The following is a 15458-nucleotide window of genomic DNA, read 5'->3' as shown; positions in this document are numbered from 1 at the left end:
TCTCGGTTAGGCTCGGTCGCACACGGCGAAGGGTGCGAGCGATGCGGATCGTCATTCCCGGCGGGACGGGGCAGGTGGGCGCGGTTCTGGACCGCGCCCTGACGGCGGCGGGCCACGAGGTCGCGGTCCTGACCAGGAGCCCGGCGGGCGAGCACCAGGTCGCCTGGGACGGCCGGACGCTCGGCCCGTGGGCGCGGGAGATCGACGGCGCCGACGCCGTGATCAACCTGGCCGGGCGCAGCGTCAGCTGCCGCTACACGCCCGCCAACCTGCGCGAGATGATGGACTCGCGCGTCCACTCCGCCGAGGTCGTGGGCGAGGCGATCGCCGCCGCCGCGCGACCGCCGCGGGTCTGGCTGCAGATGAGCACGGCCACCGTCTACGCCCACCGGTTCGACGCGCCCAACGACGAGGCGACCGGAGTGATCGGCGGCGCCGAGCCGGACGTCCCGAAGTACTGGGCCTACAGCGTCAGGATCGCGCGGAACTGGGAGCGGGCGCAGGAGCGGGCCGCGACGCCGTCCACCCGCAAGGTCGCGCTGCGCTCCGCCATGGTGATGAGCCCCGACCGGGGCGGCGTGTTCGACGTCCTGTCCCGGCTGGCGCGGCTCGGGCTCGGCGGGCCGGTGGCGGGCGGCGCGCAGTACGTGTCGTGGATCCACGACCGCGACTTCGTCCGCGCCGTCGAGCTGCTGATCGAGCGGGACGACCTGTCCGGGCCGGTGAACCTCGCCGCCCCCGAGCCGCTGCCGCAGCGGGAGTTCATGCGCGCGCTGCGCTCGGCGTGGCGGGTCCCGGCGGGCCTGCCCGCGACCGCGTGGATGGCGGAGATCGGGGCGCTCGCGATCCGCTCGGACACCGAGCTGCTGCTGAAGAGCCGCCGCGTCGTCCCCGGCCGCCTCCTCGGCGCGGGCTTCGCCTTCGAGCACGCCCGGTGGCCGGCGGCGGCCCGCGATCTGGTGCGGAGGGCGCGGTCCCGGGCATGAAGGCGGGGTGGACGGCCGCTCGCGGCGGGGACGCCGCAGGCTCGCGCTCCGGACGGTGCTGCGTTCGGGGCTGACCACCGCCTGCCTGCTGGGCGCCTACGCCGTGGTTCCGCTGGACGAGCCGTTCACGGTCGCGAGCGGCCTGGTGCTGATCGGCGCGCTGGTCGCCGTCGCCGTGGTCGTCGCGTGGCAGGCCCGCGCGATCGTGCGGGACCCCGCCCCCCGGCTGCGCGCCGTCGAGGCGCTGGCGACGTCCGCCGTGCTGTTCCTGGTCGCCTTCTCCGCGAGCTACTGCCTGATGGGCAACGGGACGCCGGCCGGGTTCTCCGAGCCCCTCACGCACGTCGACGCCCTGTACTACACGATGACGGTCTTCTCGTCGGTCGGCTTCGGCGACATCGTGCCCGTCTCCCGGGCGGCGCGGGTGCTGACGACCGTGCAGATGGCGGGCGACCTGGTCTTCCTCGGCCTCGCCGCGAGGATCTTCCTGGAGGCGATGCGCAGGGGCGTCGAACGCCGGGGAGAAGGGTGAGACCGTGCGGACGGGCCGGGTTTCCGGAGGCGTCCCATGGGCACGTGTTGACCGTTGTCATGAGGCGTCGTTCGACGACCGGGGGGTTCCGAGATGACCGCGGGGTGGCAGGGGTCCGGGGGCATGGATCCGTTCGAGGAGATGCTCGCCCGCTTCTTCGGCGCGCGGGCGCAGCGCCGGCCGCAGGAGCGGATCAGCATCGCGCGGCTGATGAGCGAGCCCGCGCGGGAGCTGGTCCGGGACGCGGCGGCGCAGGCGGCGCAGTGGGGCAGCGTCGACCTGGACACCGACCACCTGCTGTGGGCGGCGACGCGGCAGCAGGGGACGCGGCACTGGATCGCGCGGGCCGGGGCCGACCCGGACAAGATCAAGGACGAGATCGAGAGCCACGGCAGGCGGGGTGAGCCGCGGGACGTCCCGCCGGAGCTGACGCCGTCCGCCAAGCGCGCCCTGCTGGACTCCCACCAGGTGTCGCGGGCGCTCGGGTCGTCCTACATCGGGCCCGAGCACCTCCTCTTCGCGCTGGCGCTCGATCGCGGGTCGAGCGCCGGGCGCATCCTCGACCACGAGCATGTGACGCCCGACTCTTTGCAGCAGGCCGCGGCGGGCGGCGGTCCCGGGCAGCCGCCGCCGGGCGGGGGCGGCGGGCAGCCGTCCAGCACCCCGACGCTGGACGAGTTCGGCCGCGACCTGACCGCGCTCGCGCGCGAAGGCCGGATCGACCCGGTCATCGGACGGCACGAGGAGATCGAGGAGACCGTCGAGGTGCTGTCGCGGCGCACCAAGAACAACCCGGTCCTCATCGGCGACCCGGGGGTCGGGAAGACCGCGATCGCCGAGGGCCTCGCGCAGCGGATCGTCGACGACGACGTGCCGGAGACGCTGCGGGGGAAGCGGATCGTCCAGCTGGACCTGGGCGGCGTCGTCGCCGGCACCCGGTACCGGGGCGACTTCGAGGAGCGGCTGAAGAAGCTCGTGGACGAGATCCGCGAGCACGGCGACGAGCTTGTCGTGTTCATCGACGAGATCCACACGATCGTGGGCGTGGGCAGCGCCGAGGGCGCGATGTCGGCGGGCAACATGCTGAAGCCCGCGCTCGCGCGCGGCGAACTGCACGTCGTGGGCGCGACGACCATCGACGAGTACCGCCGCAACATCGAGAAGGACGCGGCGCTGGAGCGCCGGTTCCAGCCCATCCTGATCTCGGAGCCGAGCGGCGACGACAGCATCGAGATCCTGCGGGGCCTGCGCGACCGGTACGAGGCCCACCACCAGGTCCGGTACAACGACGAGGCGCTGGTCGCGGCCGTGGACCTGTCCAGCCGCTACCTGACCGACCGGTTCCTGCCGGACAAGGCGATCGACCTCATCGACCAGGCGGGCGCCCGCGTCCGGCTGCGCTCGGGGACGCGGGACGGCTCCCGCCGGGAGCTGGAGCAGCGGCTCGACCGGCGGCGCCGGGAGAAGGACCAGGCCGTCGCCGACGAGGACTACGAGAAGGCGTCCGAGCTGCGGGACGAGATCGGCCGGCTGGAGAAGGACCTCGCGACGGCGCGCGACGACGACGCGCCCGCGATCGTCCCGGAGGTGGCCGCGGAGGACATCGCCGAGGTCGTCTCCCGCATCTCCGGCGTGCCCGTCACGCAGCTCACGCAGGTCGAGCGCGAGCGGCTGAGCCGGCTGGAGGAGCACCTGCACGAGCGGGTGATCGGGCAGGAGGACGCGGTGGCGGCGGTGGCGCGGGCCGTCCGGCGGTCCCGCGCGGGGATGGGCGACCCCGACCGCCCGATCGGCGGGTTCCTGTTCCTCGGCCCGACCGGCGTCGGCAAGACCGAGCTGGCGAAGGCGCTGGCGGAGGCGCTGTTCGGCACCCGGGACCGGATGATCCGGTTCGACATGAGCGAGTTCCAGGAGCGGCACACCGTCAGCCGGCTGATGGGCGCCCCGCCCGGCTACGTCGGGTACGAGGAGGCGGGGCAGCTCACCGACGCGGTCCGCCGGCAGCCGTACTCGGTGATCCTGCTGGACGAGATCGAGAAGGCGCACCAGGACGTGTTCAACGTCCTGCTCCAGCTCCTGGACGACGGCCGGCTGACCGACGCGCAGGGCCGCACGGTCGACTTCCGCAACACCGTGGTGATCATGACGAGCAACCTCGGCTCGGAGCTGATCACGGGCACGACCGAGATCGGCTTCGGCGGGCGCGGCGGCGAGGGCAGCGAGCTCAGCGACCGGATCATGCGGCGGCTGCGCGAGTCGTTCCGGCCCGAGTTCCTCAACCGGATCGACGAGATCATCGTGTTCCGGCGGCTGGAGGCGGGCCAGCTCCGGCAGATCACCGACCTGCTGCTGGACGAGACGCGCCGCCGCCTCCGCGCCCAGGACGTCGGCGTCGACTTCACCGCCGAGGCCGTCGACTGGCTCGCCGAGCGCGGCTACCAGCCGGAGTTCGGCGCCCGGCCGCTGCGCCGCACGATCCAGCGGGAGGTCGACGACCAGCTGTCGGACCTGCTGCTGGCCGGCGACCTGGAGCACGGCACGCATGTGGAGGTCTCCGCCGTCGACGGCGGCCTCCAGTTCGACGTCAGCACCACGTAATGTTTATAATCCTCCTGTAACCCTTACAGGAGGATCTGTGCTGATTCCGATCGCCGACTACGCGCCGGGCGTCGAGGTCGCCAACGGCCTGGTCGGCACCGCGCCGGCCGTGCGGGGCGCCGAGGCGCTCGCCGGGCCGGGCGACCTGGCCGATCTGCTCTCCGGGCACGGCTTCCGGGAGCCCGGCGCCGGGGACGTCGAGTCGGTCCGCCTGCTCCGCGGCGAAGTGCGCGCCGTCATGGAGGCCGGGACCGAGGACGAGTCGGTGGAGCGCGCGGCGCTGCTCGCCGGGCACGCCGGGCTCTCGCCCGTGCTGCGCCGTGACCCGTCCGGCGGCCGGTGGCAGTGGTACGTCCCGACCGCCCGGGACGCGTCCCTCGTCGGCGAACTGGCCGCCGTCGCCGGCGTCGCGCTGCTCGGGCTCGTCCGGGCGCTCGGCCACGGCCGCTTCCGCGCGTGCGCCGCGCCGGGCTGCGCCGGCGTGTTCGCCGACGCCAGCCGCGCCGGGCGCCGCCGCTACTGCGTGCCCGAGCTGTGCGGCAACCGCCTGAACGTCGCCAACCACCGCGCGCGCCGCCGGGCGGTGGCCCCGTGACCGCCGCCCCGCTCACCGGCGCGATCCGGCTGCCGGACGGCGGCTGGATCCGGGGGCGCGGCCTCCGCCGCCCGCTCCCGGACGGCCCGCCGCCCGACGTCGGCCTCTACCTGGGGTCCGCGAGGCTCCGCCGCCGCCACGAGCCCGACCTGCGCTGGGACGCGGCATGGCTCGACTGGCCCGACTTCCTGCTGCCCCGCGACCCGGACGAGGCCGTCCGGCGGATCCGCGCCCTGCACGAACGGGCGAGGTCGGGCGCGGCGGCGGAGGTCGCCTGCGGGGGCGGCGTCGGACGCACCGGCACCGTCATCGCCTGCCTCGCCGTCCTGTCCGGCGTGGACCCGTCCGGCGCGGTCGCCTGGGCGCGCGAGCACCACCACCCGCGCGCCGCCGAGACGCCCTGGCAACGCCGCTGGGTCGCCCACTTCCCGCCCGGCTAGAGCATCCCTCCGTTGACCTGCGGCGTGTTGTTGTTATCCGGCCTGCCATAACAACAACACGCCGCAGGTCAACGGGGCGGGTGGGTGGTTAGTCGCCGAGGATGAGGGTTGCGGCGTGTTCGCCGATCATCATGCTCGGCGCGTTGGTGTTGCCGCCGATGATGCTCGGCATGATCGAGGCGTCCGCGACGCGGAGCCCCTCGATGCCGCGCACCCGCAGCGCCGGGTCGACGACGGCGCGCTCGTCCGCGCCCATCCGGCAGCTGCCGACGGGGTGGTAGACGGTCGTCGCGCGGTTCGGCAGCTCCCGCGCCAGCGCGGCGCGGTCCGGGAAGTCGGGGCCGGGGGACAGCTCGGCCTTGACGTCCCCGGCGACGATCTTGCTGGCCATCGTCTCGCGGACGAGTTCGATGCCGTCCAGCAGCAGCCGGGTGTCGTCGGGGTCGGTCAGGTAGCCGGGGTCGATGACCGGCGCGGCGGCCGGGTCGGCGGACGCCAGCCGGACCGTGCCGCGGCTCTTCGGGTAGATCAGCGTCGGCATGATCGTCAGCGCGGGGCGCTTGTCGACCTTGTGCCGCACCGGGGCGTCCTGGTTGGGGAACGGGTACGACCACGGCAGCGCGTGGATCTGCAGGTCGGGGATCTCGCCGGCCTGCCCGCTGCGGACGAACCCGACCGCCTCGAACACGGTGCGGGCCACCCACGTCCCGCCCTTCGTCCACTCCTTCGCGACGCCCTTGGCGAAGTAGGGCGCGGTGCCCTTGTTCCGGGCGGTGTCGGTGACGAACGTCATCGGGACGAACATGTGGTCGTGCAGGTTGTCCCCGACGGGCAGGTCGGCGTGCACCTCGATGCCGTGCTCGCGCAGGTGCGCGGCCGGGCCGACGCCGGACAGCATCAGCAGATGCGGCGAACCGAACGCCCCCGCCGCGAGGACGACCTCCTTGGACGCCCGGATCGTCCCGGGGCCCTTCTTGGTGGTGATCTCGACGCCCGTGGCGCGGCCCTTGTCGATCAGCACCTTGCCGACCGTCGCGCCCGTCACGACCGTGAGGTTCGCGAGCCCGTGGTCGTCCAGGTAGCCGACGGACGAGCTGTAGCGCAGCCCCTTGTCGACGCTCTGCTGGAAGACGCCCGCGCCCTCCTGCTCCTCGCCGTTGTAGTCGTCGTTGCGCTTCACCCCGGCCGTCTCGATCAGCGCCTCGATGAACGCCTCCGAGGCCGGCGTGAGGTCGCGCTGCCGGGTCACCTGGATCGGCCCGCCCCCGCCGCGCAGCTCGGTGGCGCCGTCCTCCCAGTTCTCCAGCCGCTTGTAGCTGGGCAGGACGTCCTCGAAGCCCCAGCCGGTGCAGCCGTCGGCGGCCCAGTCGTCGTAGTTCTTGCGGTGCCCCCGCACGTACAGCATCCCGTTGATCGACCCGGAGCCGCCGAGGACCTTGCCCCGCACCTGCGGGATCCTCCGGTCGAGCGCGTTCTTCTGCGGCGTGCTGTAGAAGCCCCAGTCCAGCTTCTTCTTCAGCTGCGGGACGTTGTGGAAGACGGCGATCAGGCCCGGCTTGCGGACGAGCGGCGTCCGGTCCGGTCCGCCCGCCTCCAGCAGGACGACGCTCGCCCCGGAATCGGCCAGTCGCCGCGCCAGCACGCACCCCGCGCTCCCGGCGCCCACCACGACGTAGTCAGCGGTCTGGTCCATCTCTTCCTCTCAGCGGCCCCGCGCGCACACGGACGACCCCAGTCGAGGGCCCGCGCCTGGCCCGGTCGGCGCCGCCGCGAGGCGACTACTTGGGTGCGCCGATCGTAGGAGGGCCGGAACCCGCCGCCAACCCGTGTCCCGATGACCGGAACCCGCCTTCGGGTTTGCCCCACCCCGGCTCGGGGTGATCACACCAGTGCGCCGGCGGACGCGCCCGCTTAGCGTCCGGGTACATGACCAGACTGCACCGGATCATCGTGCTGCTGCTGGGGGCCGCCGCCGCGGTGGCCGCCACGGCGGCGGCGCCGGCGCGTGCCGACGGGACGCGCTGCGGGGACCATGACGACCTGCGAACGGCCGTGGAACGCATGACCCGCGTCCACGGCCTGACGGGCGCGGCGGTGCGGGTCGACGACCCGCGCTGCGGGACGTGGACGCACGCGAGCGGCGTCGCCGACCGGCGGACGGGCCGCCCGATGAGCGCCGGGCTGCGCGGGCGGATCGCCAGCATCACCAAGACGTTCACGGCGGTCACCGTCCTCGCGCTCGCGGCGGAGGGCCGCGTCGCGCTGGACGCCCCCGTCGACCGCTACCTCCCCGGCCTGCTCGACCGCGACGGCCGCGACGGCCGGAAGATCACCGTGCGGAGCCTGCTGCGGCACACCAGCGGCCTGCCCGACCACATGGACACGTTCGACAGCACCGACGACTTCCGCTTCCGGCACTTCGAGCCGGAGGAACTGGTGGAGCGTGCGCTGACGCTGCCGGCCCCCGCGCCCGGCTGGCACTACTCGACCACCAACTACGTCGTCGCCGGGCTCATCGTGGAGAAGGCGACCGGGCACACGGTGGAGGACGAGGTCGGGAAGCGGATCATCAGGCCGCTGCGGCTCCGCGACACCTACTGGCCCGGCGACGAGACGCGGATGCGGGGCCCGCACCCGCGCGGCTACGTCCGCGAGGAGGACGGCTCCCGCACCGACTACACCGAGATGAACACGTCGGCCGCGTGGGCCGGCGGCGCGCTCGTCTCCAGCCCGCGCGACGTCGGCGCGTTCTTCGGGGCCCTGCTGGGCGGGCGGCTGCTGCCCCCGGCGATGCTCGCGGAGATGAAGCGGACCGTCCCCGCCGACCCCGATCGCGTGTGGGAGGACGCCGCCTACGGCCTCGGCCTGATCGGGACGCCGCTGCGCTGCGGCGGAACCTGGTGGGGGCACGCGGGCGACATCGACGGCTTCACCTCGGTCTCCGGCGCGGCGCCGTCCGGACGCCGCGTCGCGGTCGCCTTCAACGAGAACCCGTCCACGAAAGAGGCGTTCGACGGCGAGCTGGACCTCGTCCAGACCGCCCTGTGCGAGGAGCGAGCATGAGAACGATCCGATGGGCGGCGGCGCTGACCGGCGCGGCCGCCGCGCTGGCGCTGCTGACCCCGGCCGCCTCGGCGGCCCCGGCGGCGGGGCGCGACGACGGCCTCGGCCGCTTCCACCACCAGCGCCTCGCCTGGAAGGCGTGCACGCTCGGACCGGACGACGAGGTCGGCGCCGAACTCGACAAGGCGGGCGCCCGGTGCGCCGACGTGACCGTCCCGCTCGACTACGCCCGCCCGGACGGCCGCACGATGACCGTCGCGATCTCCCGGCTCAAGGCGTCCGGCGGCGGGCCCCGGATCGGGACGATGATCCTCAACGGGGGCGGCCCGGGACCGGCCCTCGACCTGCCGCCCTACATGCGCGATCTGATGGGCCCGGCCGGACCGCGGTACGACCTCGTCGGCCTGGACCCGCGCTCCCTCGGCCGCAGCGGCGGGGTCGACTGCGGCTGGCCCAGCGGCACCTGGATCAAGGGCGCGGGCGCGACGCGCCGGTCGTTCGACCGCTCCGTCGCCTTCGCGCGGGACCTGGCGCAGCGGTGCGCCCGGACGAACGGCGACGTGCTCCCGTACATCAGCACCCGCAACATCGCCCGTGACATGGACGTCGTCCGACGCGTCCTCGGTGAGCGGAAGGTGTCGTACAACGGCGGGTCCTACGGCACCTACCTCGGCCAGGTCTACGCGGCGATGTTCCCGGGCCGCCTCGACCGGGTCGTCCTGGACAGTTCGCAGGACGCGCCCTCCTGGGGGCCGCGCCTCATCGCCGGCACCAAGCGGGAGAACGGCCGCGCCCTCGGCGACTGGGCGGCGTGGGCGGCGGAGCGGCACGCGACGTACGGGCTCGGGAAGACCCGCGGCGAGGTCACGGCGACCGTCCAGCGGATCTACGCGGCGTCCGCCCGCGCGCCGCTCGCCGTGGGCCGGTACCGCCTGGACGACACGATGCTGCCGGTGGTGCTGTTCGACAACCTCGGCACGGACGAGGACGCCGCGAGGGCGAGCCTCGCCGCGTCGATGCGGGTGCTGGCGGACGCCGCCGCGGGACGGCCCGCGCAGCCCACCCCCGACCTCGACTCGGAACTCGCCTTCCTGCTGACCGGGGCGGACTCCCGGTACGGCAGCGGGCAGAGCGCCATCATCTGCGGGGACGTGGCCGCGCCGCGCGACCCCGAGGTGTACTGGCGCGACGTCCAGCGGCAGCGGGAGGGCAGCCCGCTGTTCGGGCCGCTGGGCGAAGGCATCAGCCCGTGCGCGTTCTGGCCGGTGCGCCCCGCCGAGCCGCCGGTCCTCAGCGGCAGCCCGCTGCCCGCGCTGATGGTGGCGGCGACCGGCGACACCCGCACCACCTACGCCCGCAACGTGGCCACGCACCGGATGCTGCCCGGCAGCCGGATGATCACGCTGCCCGCGAACGTCCACGCCCCGTACCAGCGCGGCTACCCGAACACGTGCGTCCGGGACCGGGTGAACGACTACCTCGCGACCGGCCGCCTGCCCGCCCGCGACCTGGTCTGCGCCCCCGAGTGACCAGCGGGCGCGGGCTCGGCGGTCAGGCGTCGTAGTCGACGGTGAGCCGCGGGGTGGACGGGGTCGACTGGCAGGTCAGGATGTAGCCGGCGTCGACCTCGGCCGGGTCGAGGGCGAAGTTGCGGTGCATCTCGGCCTCGCCCTCGACGACCCTGGCCCGGCAGGTGCCGCAGACGCCGCCCTTGCAGGCGAACGGCAGGTCGGGGCGGACGCGCTGGGCCGAGTCCAGGACCCGCGCGTCGGCGGGCTGGGTCAGGGTCGTCGAGCGGCCGTCCAGGATGACCGTGACCTCGCAGGCCGGGCCGGTGGGCGCGGGCCGCCTCCGGTTCGGCTCGGGCGGGGCCTCGTCCACGTAGAACAGCTCCTGGTGGACGCGGTCGCGGGGCACCCCGAAGCCCTGGAGGACGTCGCGGGCGCCGGTGACCATGCCGAGCGGGCCGCACAGCCACCAGTGGCCGACGTCGGCGACGGGGACGAGGAGGGGGAGGAGCGCGCGGAGCCGGTCCGCGTCCAGGCGGCCGCTGAGCAGCTCGGCCTCGCGGGGCTCCTGGGAGAGGACGTGCACCAGCTCGAAGCGGTCGGGGTGGGCGTCCTTCAGGTCGGCGAGATCGTCGGCGAACATGACCGTGCCGCTCGTCCGGTTGCCGTACAGGACGGTGACGCGGGCGCCCGGGTCGGCCAGGGCGGACGCGGCGATCGACAGCACCGGCGTGATGCCCGAACCGGCGGCGATCAGCACGTGGTGCGCGGCCCCGGCCTCCAGGACGAACGTGCCGGCGGGCGGCAGGACCTCGACGACGTCGCCGGGGCGCACCTCGTGCACGAGCCAGGAGGAGAACAGGCCGTCCGGGATCTCGCGGACGCCGATGCGCGGCGCCGCCCCGGCGGGCGCGCAGATCGAGTAGGAGCGCCGCTCCGCCCCGCGGCGCAGGGTGAGGAACTGGCCCGGCCGGAACGCGTACGCGTCCGCCAGGCCGGGCGGCACGTCGAAGGTGACCGCGACCGCGTCGTCGCACAGCCGCTCGACGCCCGCGACGCGCAGCGCGTGGAAGCCGGCGCGGCGAGGGGCGGCCTCGGTGAGCGTCACTCAGATCTCCTTGAAGTGCTCGAACGGCTCGCGGCAGGCGTCGCAGCGGCGCAGCGACTTGCAGGCGGTCGCGCCGAACCGGGACAGCTCGACCGTGTCGGCGGAGCCGCAGCGCGGGCAGCGGACGCGCCGCGTCGGGCCCAGCGTGAGGGGGACCGGGCCCGCGGGGCGCCGGGGCGCCGGGCCGGGCGGGGCGATCCCCGCCGCCCGCAGCTTGCGGCGCCCGGCCTCGCTGATCCAGTCGGTCGTCCAGGGCGGGTCGAGGACGGTCCGGACCCGGACGTCGGCGTATCCGGCGTCGGCCAGCCGGCCGCGCAGGTCGGCGCGCATCGCGTCCAGGGCCGGGCAGCCGGTGTACGTCGGCGTGATCACCACCTCGACGCGGCCGGTCTCCTCCGTGACGCCGCGCAGGACGCCGAGCTCGGCGAGCGTGAGCATCGGCAGCTCGGGGTCGGTGACCGTCTCGGCGATCGCGCGGGCGCTCACCATGCCGCCCCCGGGTGCTCGCGGGCCAGGCTCTGCATCCCGGCGAGCAGCCGGGTGAGCGCCTCGGAGTGCGCGCCGTCCCGTCCGGCCAGGTAGGGCGGCACGGTCTCGGGACGCCGGAGGGTGGCCCTCGCCAGCACCTCGTCCATGACCGCGTCGAACTCCTCGCGGACGTCGGACGGGTCGACGCCCGCTCCGGCGTCGGCCATCCGGCGCTCGACCTCGTGCGCGGTGAACAGCTCGCCGGCCTGCGGCCAGAGGCCGTCCAGCGCGGCCTGCGCGCGCTCGTGGGAGAGGTCGGTGCCGTCGCCGAGCCTGATCGTCCACATCGCGGCGTGGTCGCGGTGGTAGGCGACCTCCTTGACGCTCTTCGCGGCGATCGCGGCGAGGACGGGGTCGCCGGACGCGGTGAGCCGGTCCAGCAGCGCGAGCCGCCACGTCGCGAACATCAGCAGCCGGACGGTCGAGCACGCGAAGTCGCCGTTCTCCGCCTCGGCCAGGCCGACGTTGCGGAAGTCGGACGCGTCGCGGAAGTAGGCGAAGTCGTCCTCGCCGCGGCCCTTGTCCTCGGCGACGCCGGCGCGCGCGAGCAGCAGCCGGGCCTGGCCGAGGAGGTCGAGCGCGATGTTGGCGAGCGCGACCTCCTCCTCCAGTTCGGGCGCGTGCGTGCACCATTCCTGGAGGCGGTGCGACATGACGAGCGCGTCGTCGCCCAGCATCAGGCAGTACGCGGCCAGCGCGGCGCGGTCGAGGCCCTCGGGGACGGCTGGGTCGATCCCGGCGAGCGGGTCGTCGAACCCGGTGCCGAACGCCCAGCGGGCGTCGCCGTCGTCCTGGGTGAGTGCGTCGAACGCGTTGTCGAACGACATCGGGACCTCACATGTGGGGGACGTTCTCGGGAATGTCGTAGAACGTCGGGTGCCGGTAGACCTTGTCGCCGCTGGGGGCGAAGAACGGGTCCTTCTCGTCCGGGCTGGACGCGGTGACGTCCGCCGACCGCACCACCCAGATGCTGACGCCCTCGTTGCGCCGCGTGTACAGGTCGCGGGCGCTGTGCAGGGCCATCTCGGCGTCGGCGGCGCGCAGCGAGCCGACGTGCACGTGGTTCAGGCCGCGCTTGCCCCGGACGAACACCTCGTACAGCGGCCAGTCCTCCTCCATCACGCCACCTCCCTCCGGGAACGCTTCGCGGCGTGCGCGGCGGCGGCCTCCCGCACCCAGGCGCCGTCCTCGTGCGCCGCGCGGCGCCGCTCGACGCGCTCGGCGTTGCACGGGCCGTCGCCGCTGATCACGCGCTTCAGCTCCGACCAGTCGATCTCGCCGAAGTCGTACCGGCCGCGCTCCTCGTTCCACTTCAGGTCCGGGTCGGGGAGCGTGACGCCGAGCGCCTCGGCCTGCGGGACGGTCATGTCCACGAACCGCTGCCGCAGCTCGTCGTTCGTGTGCCGCTTGATCTTCCAGGCCATGGACTGCGCGGTGTGCGTCGAGTCGGCGTCCGGCGGGCCGAACATCATCAGCGACGGCCACCACCAGCGGTTCACGGAGTCCCGCACCATCTCGCGCTGCGCCTCCGTGCCGCGCATGAGGGTCATCAGCAGCTCGTAGCCCTGCCGCTGGTGGAACGACTCCTCCTTGCAGATGCGGATCATCGCCCGCGCGTACGGGCCGTAGGAGCTGCGGCACAGCGGCACCTGGTTGCAGATCGCGGCGCCGTCCACCAGCCAGCCGATCACGCCGACGTCCGCGAACGTCGGCGTCGGGTAGTTGAAGATCGACGAGTACTTCTGCCCGCCGGAGATCAGCTTGGCGGTGAGGTCGGACCGGTCGGCGCCGAGCGTCTCCGCCGCCGAGTACAGGTACAGGCCGTGGCCCGCCTCGTCCTGCACCTTGGCGAGCAGGATCGCCTTGCGGCGCAGCGACGGCGCGCGGGTGATCCAGGCGCCCTCCGGCTGCATCCCGATGATCTCGGAGTGCGCGTGCTGCGCGATCTGCCGCACCATCGTCGCCCGGTACTTGTCCGGCATCCAGTCGCGCGGCTCGATCCGCTGGTCGCGCTCGATCGTCCGCTCGAAGTGCTCCCGCGTCTCCTGCGTCATGACGCCTCCCGCTTGGCCACCAGGGTCAGGACGTCGTACTGCGCGACCGAGGCGCCCTCCTGGTTGGTGACGTCGGTGTTCCAGCGGACCTCGCCGTAGCCGGCTCCCTCGCGCGGGCTGATCTGCTCGGCGGTGAGGGTGACGGTCAGCTCGTCGCCCGGCTTGACCGGCGTGAGGAAGCGCAGGTTCTCCAGCCCGTAGTTCGCGAGGACGGGGCCGGGCTCGGGCGACACGAACAGGCCCGCCGCGAACGACACCACCAGGTATCCGTGCGCGACCCGGCCGCCGAAGAACGGGTTCGCCTTCGCGGCCTCCTCGTCCATGTGCGCGTAGAACGTGTCGCCGGTGAACTCGGCGAAGTGCTCGATGTCCGCAAGCGTGACGGCCCGGGGCCCGGCGACGACCGTGTCGCCGACCCGCAGCTCTTCGAGGTGCTTGCGGAACGGGTGGACGCCGGTCTCGGCGCGGGGCGCGCCGGGCGTCCAGCGCCCGGTGATCGCGGACAGCATCGACGGCCCGGCCTGCACGGCGGTGCGCTGCATGTGGTGCAGGACGCCGCGCACGCCGCCCATCTCCTCGCCGCCGCCCGCGCGTCCCGGGCCGCCGTGCACGAGGCCCGGCATCGGCGAGCCGTGCCCGGTGGACTCCTTCGCGTCCTCCTCGTTGAGGACGAGCAGCCGCCCGTGCCACGGCGCGGCGCCCAGCACGACGCGGCGCGCGAAGCCGGGGTCGGCGGTGACGACGGAGCCGACGAGGCTGCCGAGGCCGCGCGCCGCCAGCGCGACGGCCTGCTCGGCGCCGTCGTAGGGGAGCAGGGTGCTGACCGGCCCGAACGCCTCCACCTCGTGCGGCTCGGCGCGGCCGGAGTCGTCCGCGCGCAGCAGGATCGGGGACATGAACGCGCCGCGCTCGGCGTCCGCGCCGGCGACCTCGACGCTGTCGGGGTCGCCGAACACGATCCGGCCCGCGTCCAGGAGCTTCTTCAGCCGCCGGCGGACTTCCTCGCGCTGTTCGAGGGTGGCGAGCGCGCCCATCCGGACGTCCGGGTCGGACGGGTCGCCGATCCGCACCCGCGCGAGCCGCTCGCTCGCGGCCCGCGCGACGTCGTCCATCAGGTCGGACGGCACCAGCGCGCGCCGGATGGCCGTGCACTTCTGGCCCGCCTTCACCGTCATCTCGGTGACGAGCTGCTTGACGAACAGGTCGAACTCGGCCGTCCCGGGACGGGCGTCCGGGCCGAGGATCGAGCAGTTCAGCGAGTCGGCCTCGGCGTTGAACCGCACCGACCGCCCGGTGACGACCGGGTGCGCGCGCAGCAGCCGGCCCGTCGCGGCGGACCCGGTGAACGCCAGGACGTCCTGCTCGGTGAGGTGGTCGAGCAGGTCGCGCGGCTCGCCGCAGACGAGCTGGAGCGTCCCCTCCGGAAGGATGCCCGACTCGACGACCAGCTCGACCAGCCGCGCGGACAGGTACGCCGTCTGCGGCGCGGGCTTGACCAAACTCGGCATCCCGGCGAGGAACGCGGGCGCGAGCTTCTCCAGCGGGCCCCACACCGGGAAGTTGAACGCGTTGACCTGCACGGCGACGCCCAGGAGCGGCGTGCAGATGTGCCGTCCGGCGAACGTGCCGCCCTTGCTCAGCGGCTCCACGTCCCCGTCGACCAGGACGGTGTCGTTCGGCAGCTCGCGCTTGCCCTTGCTCGCGTACGCCAGCAGGACGCCGATGCCGCCGTCGATGTCGATCTTCGAGTCGGCGAGGGTCGCGCCGGTGCGGGCCGACAGCGCGTACAGCTCGTCGCGGTGTTCGCGCAGGTGAAGCCCGAGCTTCTTCAGCAGCGCGGCGCGCTGGTGGAAGGTCAGCTCGCGCAGGGCGGGGCCGCCCGTCCGGCGCCCGTACTCCAGCGCCGCGCCGAGGTCGATGCCGGCCGAGGAGATGCGGGCCACCTCCGCGCCGGTCACGGCGTCGGCGAGCGGGGCGCCCCCGTCCGGCGGGGCATGCCAGGCGCCGGACACGTAACTGGGCAGCGGACCCATCTGGCCTCCTCGA

The 15458-nt window shown here is 74.2% G+C and carries 14 protein-coding genes; 7 read left to right on the top strand and 7 right to left on the bottom strand.

Features of this window, described 5'->3' with window-relative positions; translation table 11 throughout:
• The first annotated feature begins 41 nt into the window (after positions 1 to 41).
• The 5 genes from ACA511_RS00270 (at position 42) to ACA511_RS00250 (ending at position 5151) form a co-directional block, all read left to right on the top strand.
• Positions 42 to 986, top strand: a complete 945-nt coding sequence (locus ACA511_RS00270; RefSeq protein WP_375021945.1) for a TIGR01777 family oxidoreductase — start codon at positions 42 to 44, stop codon at positions 984 to 986.
• Between the two features lie 7 nt (positions 987 to 993).
• Complete coding sequence (locus ACA511_RS00265; RefSeq protein WP_375021944.1) at positions 994 to 1518, top strand: potassium channel family protein; 525 nt, start codon at positions 994 to 996, stop codon at positions 1516 to 1518.
• Between the two features lie 93 nt (positions 1519 to 1611).
• Positions 1612 to 4116: an ATP-dependent Clp protease ATP-binding subunit gene (locus ACA511_RS00260; protein WP_375021943.1), complete on the top strand. Its 2505-nt coding sequence runs from the start codon at positions 1612 to 1614 to the stop codon at positions 4114 to 4116.
• A gap of 37 nt (positions 4117 to 4153) precedes the next feature.
• Positions 4154 to 4711, top strand: a complete 558-nt coding sequence (locus tag ACA511_RS00255) for a CGNR zinc finger domain-containing protein (RefSeq protein WP_375021942.1) — start codon at positions 4154 to 4156, stop codon at positions 4709 to 4711.
• Positions 4708 to 5151 carry a protein-tyrosine phosphatase family protein gene (locus ACA511_RS00250; RefSeq protein ID WP_375021941.1) on the top strand — a complete coding sequence of 148 codons (444 nt, stop codon included), beginning with the start codon at positions 4708 to 4710 and terminating at the stop codon, positions 5149 to 5151. Before ACA511_RS00255 ends, ACA511_RS00250 begins: the two co-directional genes overlap by 4 nt.
• An 88-nt stretch (positions 5152 to 5239) precedes the next feature.
• Here ACA511_RS00250 and ACA511_RS00245 read toward each other — a convergent pair whose 3' ends face one another.
• On the bottom strand, positions 5240 to 6844 hold the full coding sequence (locus tag ACA511_RS00245) for a GMC family oxidoreductase (protein WP_375021940.1): 1605 nt from the start codon (positions 6842 to 6844) through the stop codon (positions 5240 to 5242).
• 233 nt (positions 6845 to 7077) lie between these two features.
• On the opposite strand from ACA511_RS00245, the gene ACA511_RS00240 reads away from it, so the two are divergent.
• A complete protein-coding gene (locus ACA511_RS00240) occupies positions 7078 to 8214 on the top strand; it encodes a serine hydrolase domain-containing protein (RefSeq protein WP_375021939.1) in 1137 nt (378 codons plus the stop codon).
• Positions 8211 to 9743, top strand: coding sequence for an alpha/beta hydrolase (locus ACA511_RS00235; RefSeq protein ID WP_375021938.1), 1533 nt, complete (start codon positions 8211 to 8213; stop codon positions 9741 to 9743). The genes ACA511_RS00240 and ACA511_RS00235 overlap by 4 nt, the downstream gene beginning before the upstream one ends.
• A 22-nt stretch (positions 9744 to 9765) precedes the next feature.
• Here ACA511_RS00235 and paaE read toward each other — a convergent pair whose 3' ends face one another.
• From paaE to paaZ, 6 genes are read right to left on the bottom strand one after another with little or no spacing between them, the layout of a single operon-like run.
• Positions 9766 to 10830, bottom strand: a complete 1065-nt coding sequence (gene paaE, locus ACA511_RS00230; protein ID WP_375021937.1) for a 1,2-phenylacetyl-CoA epoxidase subunit PaaE — start codon at positions 10828 to 10830, stop codon at positions 9766 to 9768.
• On the bottom strand, positions 10831 to 11319 hold the full coding sequence (gene paaD / locus ACA511_RS00225) for a 1,2-phenylacetyl-CoA epoxidase subunit PaaD (protein ID WP_375021936.1): 489 nt from the start codon (positions 11317 to 11319) through the stop codon (positions 10831 to 10833).
• On the bottom strand, positions 11313 to 12185 hold the full coding sequence (paaC, locus tag ACA511_RS00220; RefSeq protein WP_375021935.1) for a 1,2-phenylacetyl-CoA epoxidase subunit PaaC: 873 nt from the start codon (positions 12183 to 12185) through the stop codon (positions 11313 to 11315). Before paaC ends, paaD begins: the two co-directional genes overlap by 7 nt.
• A gap of 7 nt (positions 12186 to 12192) precedes the next feature.
• Positions 12193 to 12477 carry a 1,2-phenylacetyl-CoA epoxidase subunit PaaB gene (paaB, locus tag ACA511_RS00215; RefSeq protein WP_375021934.1) on the bottom strand — a complete coding sequence of 95 codons (285 nt, stop codon included), beginning with the start codon at positions 12475 to 12477 and terminating at the stop codon, positions 12193 to 12195.
• Positions 12477 to 13412 carry a 1,2-phenylacetyl-CoA epoxidase subunit PaaA gene (gene paaA, locus ACA511_RS00210; protein WP_375021933.1) on the bottom strand — a complete coding sequence of 312 codons (936 nt, stop codon included), beginning with the start codon at positions 13410 to 13412 and terminating at the stop codon, positions 12477 to 12479. The genes paaB and paaA overlap by 1 nt, the downstream gene beginning before the upstream one ends.
• Entirely contained in the window at positions 13409 to 15445 is a 2037-nt protein-coding gene (paaZ, locus tag ACA511_RS00205) for a phenylacetic acid degradation bifunctional protein PaaZ (RefSeq protein WP_375021932.1), read from the bottom strand. Before paaZ ends, paaA begins: the two co-directional genes overlap by 4 nt.
• Between the last annotated feature and the right edge of the window lie 13 nt (positions 15446 to 15458).

It is taken from the genome of Actinomadura sp. GTD37 (assembly GCF_041951365.1).
Taxonomy (GTDB): Bacteria; Actinomycetota; Actinomycetes; order Streptosporangiales; family Streptosporangiaceae; genus Spirillospora.
Note: the sequence above shows the minus strand (reverse complement) of the source record. Positions and strands in the feature narration are given on the sequence as shown.